General features: G+C 34.9%; 6 protein-coding genes and 1 pseudogene. 2 read left to right on the top strand and 5 right to left on the bottom strand.

Features of this window, described 5'->3' with window-relative positions; all coding sequences use genetic code 11:
- Window positions 1–177: 177 nt before the first annotated feature.
- A pseudogene (locus H6G73_RS22930) lies at window positions 178–540 on the bottom strand (UV damage endonuclease UvsE); the annotation flags it as partial.
- A gap of 237 nt (window positions 541–777) precedes the next feature.
- On the opposite strand from H6G73_RS22930, the gene H6G73_RS22925 reads away from it, so the two are divergent.
- The gene (locus tag H6G73_RS22925) at window positions 778–1,002 is read left to right on the top strand and encodes a hypothetical protein (RefSeq protein WP_190608644.1); all 225 of its coding nucleotides are present in this window, start codon (window positions 778–780) and stop codon (window positions 1,000–1,002) included.
- A 319-nt stretch (window positions 1,003–1,321) separates the two neighbouring features.
- Here H6G73_RS22925 and H6G73_RS22920 read toward each other — a convergent pair whose 3' ends face one another.
- Both H6G73_RS22920 and H6G73_RS22915 read right to left on the bottom strand, forming a co-directional pair.
- Window positions 1,322–1,900 (bottom strand): HD domain-containing protein, encoded by a 579-nt coding sequence (locus tag H6G73_RS22920; protein ID WP_190608642.1) that lies wholly within the window; start codon window positions 1,898–1,900, stop codon window positions 1,322–1,324.
- On the bottom strand, window positions 1,878–2,015 hold the full coding sequence (locus tag H6G73_RS22915) for a hypothetical protein (protein WP_190608640.1): 138 nt from the start codon (window positions 2,013–2,015) through the stop codon (window positions 1,878–1,880). Before H6G73_RS22915 ends, H6G73_RS22920 begins: the two co-directional genes overlap by 23 nt.
- A gap of 152 nt (window positions 2,016–2,167) precedes the next feature.
- On the opposite strand from H6G73_RS22915, the gene H6G73_RS22910 reads away from it, so the two are divergent.
- Window positions 2,168–3,634 carry a mCpol domain-containing protein gene (locus H6G73_RS22910; protein WP_190608639.1) on the top strand — a complete coding sequence of 489 codons (1,467 nt, stop codon included), beginning with the start codon at window positions 2,168–2,170 and terminating at the stop codon, window positions 3,632–3,634.
- Window positions 3,635–3,684: 50 nt separating this feature from the next.
- Here H6G73_RS22910 and H6G73_RS25030 read toward each other — a convergent pair whose 3' ends face one another.
- Both H6G73_RS25030 and devC read right to left on the bottom strand, forming a co-directional pair.
- The gene (locus H6G73_RS25030; RefSeq protein ID WP_190608638.1) at window positions 3,685–5,103 is read right to left on the bottom strand and encodes an ATP-binding cassette domain-containing protein; all 1,419 of its coding nucleotides are present in this window, start codon (window positions 5,101–5,103) and stop codon (window positions 3,685–3,687) included.
- A gap of 151 nt (window positions 5,104–5,254) precedes the next feature.
- Entirely contained in the window at window positions 5,255–6,421 is a 1,167-nt protein-coding gene (gene devC / locus H6G73_RS22900) for an ABC transporter permease DevC (RefSeq protein ID WP_190608637.1), read from the bottom strand.
- Window positions 6,422–6,426: the final 5 nt, after the last annotated feature.

Here is a 6,426-nt window from a genome sequence, read left to right as displayed (position 1 = left end):
ATGAAAACTTGTGTTTCCAGAGAATAAAGTTTCATCTAAGGATTGCTATTTTTTAGCTAATTAGCAACAGCACGCATTTCAAACACTGATTTTAGCGTATAATTTGACTATCTTTGCACTTAGCCTTTACCCCTCTTAAAAGCAGTCATGGTAAGGGTTTCCTTGTTTTCGGAGATGTCTGATGTTTAAATCTGATGCTTTTCGTCCAATTTGAGCCAAATCATTGCTCATTTCCTCTAGAATATTTGCCCCAATCCCATCATCCATATCACTGAGAGGAAACAAAGCCGAAGACATGCGATATAAACCAATCTGATTTTGTGCACAGAAAGATAATGCTTTATGCAAAGAATCTAAATTCAGCCGATAAAGTCCTCGTAGGGCATTTTCTCTTTCTGACAAAGATAACTTCAAGTAGCGAGTGCGAGTCATTGTTTTAAAACGCACCTGCTGATCAAAAGTAATACAAACCAAACCTAAATGAGGGATAGTATTTGGTTGATGCTGTTGCTTAAGTGGTGCTAAAGGAGTAATAGTCATTAACTTAATTTAACAAACTTTTCACCCTTGATAGTCAGCTACTGGATATTAAACCGATGGGAGCATCCCAAATCTTGGGAAAATCTGCCATCTATAAATAGGCTAATCTACTTGAAATATTTTTGTAATATGGGGTAGTATATAAGAATCACAGTTTTGAATATGAAATTACTAATTCACATTTAGGAAAATATACACATCGTCTCAATTGCACCGACCTTAACAGGAAATCAGGTTATGCACAATCGGCAGCTATTAGAAATTAAAGAATTTGTCTTTAATTTTAAAAATGGAATTTGGCTGTTGGGTATTTCATCTTGGCTATTTGGCATTACCGACCGCAGTATTGCTTCCCTTGCTGATGGTTATTTATCGGCTTTAGACATCACACAACTATTCACAGCCACAACTTTTTTTATTGCTTGGGTCTGTTTAAGACCAGCTTCCAATGACAATATTTAATTGTCATGGGAGTATGAACAATCGCATCAAATAGATTAGAGGTAAATCTTCAATTGTAGGGTGCGTTGTAGCAACGCTTAACGCACCGAAAAAAATGGTTTATAGCTAATTCTTTCTCTTAAATTCAAAATCATCAAACAATAACAGGACTTACTCACAAAATACGGAAGAATCGAACCACGAAGACACGTTCGTGCAGCGTCCCGTTAGGGATAGAACACGTTCGCGAAGCGTGCCGTTCGCGGTAGCGTTGCGTAGCAAAGGCATAGAAATAAGAGTTTCAAAGGTATTTTGCGTAATACCTAAATAATTCATGCTTTCAAAGAGTTGATAACCGCAGCAATTCCTTAACTACCCTTTCAAACTCTTGTGTCATCCAATCAGAAGCAGTCTGTTGATAAACCTCCAGCAAAGATTGGTAAAACCACAAAGTTTTTTCTGGACTACTACTAAATTCAGTCCAAATTATATCTCCCCGTTTTTGCCAGTCAGCAAGCAAAGACCTGGCATTATGCAACTTATCAGCTAAAGATACCAGTCGAACTGAGGGAGACGCATCACGGAGATGGTCTAAATAGCGTTGTTTACGTTCTAACCAAGGTGGTTTTGGTGGTGTGTCCCATTCTGTACAACCATCAATAATTCCAACTACCCTTTCACCAAACAATTGCATAATTTCGGTTCGGGTAGATTTACCTCCTTGGTCTTCTATACTATCGTGAAGTAAAGAAGCGATCGCTTCCTCTTCTGTTCCCCCAGCTTCTAATACCAATGCCGCGACACTCAACAAATGAGAAATATAGGGAACACCACTCACTTTGCGGGCTTGATGACCATGTAAACGAGTAGCATAAACTAAGGCAGTTGTAAATTTTTCAGTTAATCTTGGTTGACTCATAGGGAAGTAAATCTTGGTAAAGTAGCATTTCTTGGGCAATATCCCCCGCAGTCCTTTGACGTAAATCTTGTGGGATTAACACTTCTACTTTTGGTCGCAACGCTCGTAACCGCATAATGATATTATGACGACAGACTACGAAAAATCTTAGGTAGTTTTGGTGATTTATGGGAGCAGTTATTCAAAATTCTCTGTACAAATTTTGATGCTGAGGTTACGCTATTGAGCAGCAAATATAAAAAATAGCAATCTAATTAGAGGGAAAGCATGGCAAAACTTATAGTATATGGCAATCCTAATGCTTTTACTTTCGCAAATTCAATTGTTGTTGCTAACAGTAAATCTATTGAAATTTTTGATGAACCCTTAACTAATATTTTTGTTATTCATTCTCAAGAATCGTATGAATTTCTTTATAGAAACCCTAATTGTCCCAATTGGATAGAACACTTAGCAGACAATAAAGTTGCTCATGATGCTTTAATCAATCGCTCTATTGAGTTAAGTTTCTCCGATGATTCAATCAAGATATTTATTGAATATATTGAGATGATTGCAAGTAATAACACTGGAGAATCTAAACTTATTGTAGATTTAACCAATGGAACTTCACCACAGAAAAACCTACTATCTGTTGTCGCATATATTTTAGATATAAAATATAAGTTTGCAATTGATGTTATTAAGTTGAACCAGAGAATTAAAGGAAAATTAGAATTTATTCCAGTCGCTGATTTATTGACCAGTTATGTCCCTGCACCAGATACGACTAGGCTTGATGATATTGCCTATTTGGGCCTAGCAGAAGTAGCTCGATACAAGAGAATAATAGAACTTCAAACACAAAGATTTAAAAACATTGACAGTAATGCTGCTGATGAATATTTCTTTAGGGATAACCTTATTCATTCTATACAACTTAAACTTCAAGGTGATAAAAAAAGAGACAATACTGTATATAGAATTGCTGTATCTTCTTTATCAGCAAGTATTGAAGAATTAATAACTTTAATGATTAGTAAATACCAATTGTACTCTAATCCTGACGATGTTTATAAAAAAACACTTGGCAAAAAAATTGAAGTTGTTGAGCAAAAAGTAAAGCAGGAGACATCATCTGATTTTGATATAACATTTTTTGAAAAATTTAATGATTTTATTCTATATTTAAGGAATAGCACGACTCACAAAGGAAAGTTGCTAACAGATATCGAAAAATTTAAAGCTGATTTATCAGTAAAAATGTCATTTTTATTTATTGAATTTTATACAGATATTATTCATCCTATTTTAGCGAAGAATATTCCTGTTCAAAAACCAAAGCAAATCAGAAAAATTTTTGATAAAGATATTTCTGATAATGAAATTTTATATTATGGCTTAGATGGTGATAATACTGGTGAAATTTTGGAAAATTTGTTTTTTGATTCCAGCGATGAAAAGCTGTTTAGTAAAATCAGTGATTCAATCACACAAGCTATTTCTCAAATTAGAGAAAAAATTTTAGTTTCATCAAATGGTGAAATAATATTTCAAGCTGGAGATGATTTACTTTTCAAAGGAAATTTCTGTTCCAAGGAACTTCGTGACATGCAAAATATTTACCAAAATGTCACATCTGGACTAACTTGTTCCATCGGGTATGGTAGATCCCTTAAGGAGACTTTTTTAGCTTTAAAAATGGCTAAAACACAACCTAATAAAAATTCAGTTGTAGGTATTGAAATAAGATAATAACCATAAATATGTGCTAGGGTTTTGACAACAGCATTTTATCAATCTGGTTAAATTACGCCTATCAAACGACAGAAACTTTCTCGCTCAATTACCATTACTTCAATATCATTGTTCGCACCAGCTTGGACTGTAAAAGGAAAGTTTTGTCTATCAACCAACTGAGCATCACCAAAATATTCACCAGCGGTAATCTGATAGGATCTGATATCACTAGCATTGCTGACAATTACTTTGGCTTCTCCTTCTAATATCATATAGAACTTATCAGCCGGTGTATCTTGTTGAACTATTGTGGAATTGGCTCCATATCTAATAATTTTTGCTTGAGATGCAGCAGCAAGAATCTTAGATTTATCAATGTGAGGCAGTGCTTGAGAAAGGTAATTGTTAATCAGACGTTGATATAAATTGTCAACGACATCAGTATTAGTTAACTTAGAACTACTGAGGAAAAGCTGAAACATCTCTTCGTCAATTACCATAACTTTTGCTTCTAAATCTTTGGCAACACGTACTGTCGCTGTCCGTTTACCACCCCGCAGCAAACCTACTTCACCAAAATAATCCCCTCGTTTCATATGATTTACAAGTTTAGGTGGTTGATGAGGAAGTTCTTGGAAAACATCCACTTCCCCTTCCAGTAATATATAAAATTTAGTGGCTGGTTCACCTTGTTGAATAATGACTTCCTCTGATTTATAAGTCAAAACAGTTGGATTAGTAATAGTTTTGGCCAGGGAAGCTTCATTAAAACCAGGTAAAGCTAAGGAAAGTTCTTGATTTAAAGCTAAACCTAATTTACCATCTTCAACATTAATAATTCGGTCTGCTAAATCAAGTATGCGATGATCATGTGTAACCATGAGAACCGCACTATTTTGTTCTTTGGCTAGACGATGCATTAAAGCTACTACATTTCGTCCTGCTACCTTATCTAAAGCTGCTGTGGGTTCATCGGCTAATAATAAACTAGGACGAGTTACCAAGGCACTAGCGATCGCTACTCGTTGTCGCTGTCCTCCAGAAAGATTATTAGGATAGGCATTAATTTTATCTTTTAATCCTACCGCTTCCAGGATGGCCTCTATTTTCACAAGGGCTTCTTTCGGTGAGAAATTTGGTTGCAATTCCAAGGACATCTGAATATTCTGCCTAACTGTCAAGAAGTCTAATAAATTACTTGACTGGGTAACATAGCCAAAATTGCGACGGATTTGAACTAATTGTTTTTTATCTGCTCCATTAAGTTCTTGTCCTAAAATTTTGATACTTCCTTGTTGAACAGCACGTAGGCAACCAATTAAACTCAGTAATGTAGTCTTTCCTGAACCTGATGGCCCAGTTAAAATTACAAATTCTCTAGTTTTAATTTCTAGATTAATATCAAATAGAATTTGTTTTTGGAGTTCTCCTTCTCCAAAAAAGTAATTGAGATTTTTAATAGAAACAATTGTTTCTGTCGCCACGGCTTTAATTACAATAAAAATGACAAATTAAAACAAAACAAGGACTTACGCAAGATTAAGGTATTTTTATCATTGCAACCGCAGGGAAGCAATCTCAAACCCATGTTTTTCGTCGGCTATGCAAAAGCCCTGAAAAAATTACAACAAAATCTCAGAATATGTCGGCTGGATTAGCTTCTCTCAGCTTATTAACAGTAATCATACCAGAAGTAAAACACATTAAAATAGTTAATAAAAGAACGAATGAAGCTCTGGTCAATGTCATGTGCATAGGCAAGGCAGTTTGATTTTTCACAATTTCGTATAATTCTAAAGAAAAGATAAATCCAGGAATATAACCTAAGGTGGCTAGAATGAGAGCTTCTTGAAACAAAATTTTTAAAAAATAACGATGTTTATAGCCTTTTGCTTTGAGAAGTGCATAATCTGGTAAATGGGTAGAAACTTCACTATAAAGAATTTGATAGACAATAATAACTCCTACTAGAAAACCAACAAAAACTCCTGTACTAAATACAAAGCCAATGGGAGCGCTAGTAGCCCAGTAATGTTTTTCATGTTCAATAAATTCTGTTAATGTGATGGCTTTAAAACTAGGTGGAAGCAGAGCGTTGATTTTATTAATAATTTCTGCTATGTCAACATCATTTTTTAACTTGATTAATCCAATAGTAATATTGTCGGCAGAATGGTCTGGCATCAAGTAGCTAAAAGTTGCATTACTAACAATAATATTACCATCATCAGCAAAGGAAGCTCCAGCAAATTCAACTAATCTGCTAATTAAAACTTGGCGATTTCCAATTTCTGCTGTAATTGTTTTACCTAATTTGAGTTCATTTAACATATTTCCATACTCTTTTAAGTTGGAGTTTCGATCCAGAAAAACCACACCTCTTGTTCTTAATAAATGAGATACTTGCTCGAAATTGGGAATTTCAAAAGGGCAATTATCTGGGTTAATACCCAAAACTATAATTCCTTTCCCTCCACTAGCATTACCATATCTAAAAGATAATTGCCCGTCATAAACATAATTGATAGAATCAACTTCGCTGAAATTGAGGATGCGATATAAATATTGCCGGGGAAAATCTATGGTATTAGCTAGGGTTTTCATTTCTGGATTAATCAGAATCAAATCTGCTTTCAGCCGACGGTGCAGTGCTGTTTGACTATCATAGAGAGAATCTAAAAAAGCTAATTGCATAAAGATGAGAATGCCTGCAAAGGCAATACCCATAATTGCTACCAGCAATCTCAGCTTGTAACGAGTGAGTTGTAACCAAGCTAGTGGGACTTTTCCCCAAATATTCATGTATT

This window comes from Richelia sinica FACHB-800 (genome assembly GCF_014698825.1).
Classification (GTDB): domain Bacteria; phylum Cyanobacteriota; class Cyanobacteriia; order Cyanobacteriales; family Nostocaceae; genus FACHB-800.
Note: the sequence above shows the minus strand (reverse complement) of the source record. Positions and strands in the feature narration are given on the sequence as shown.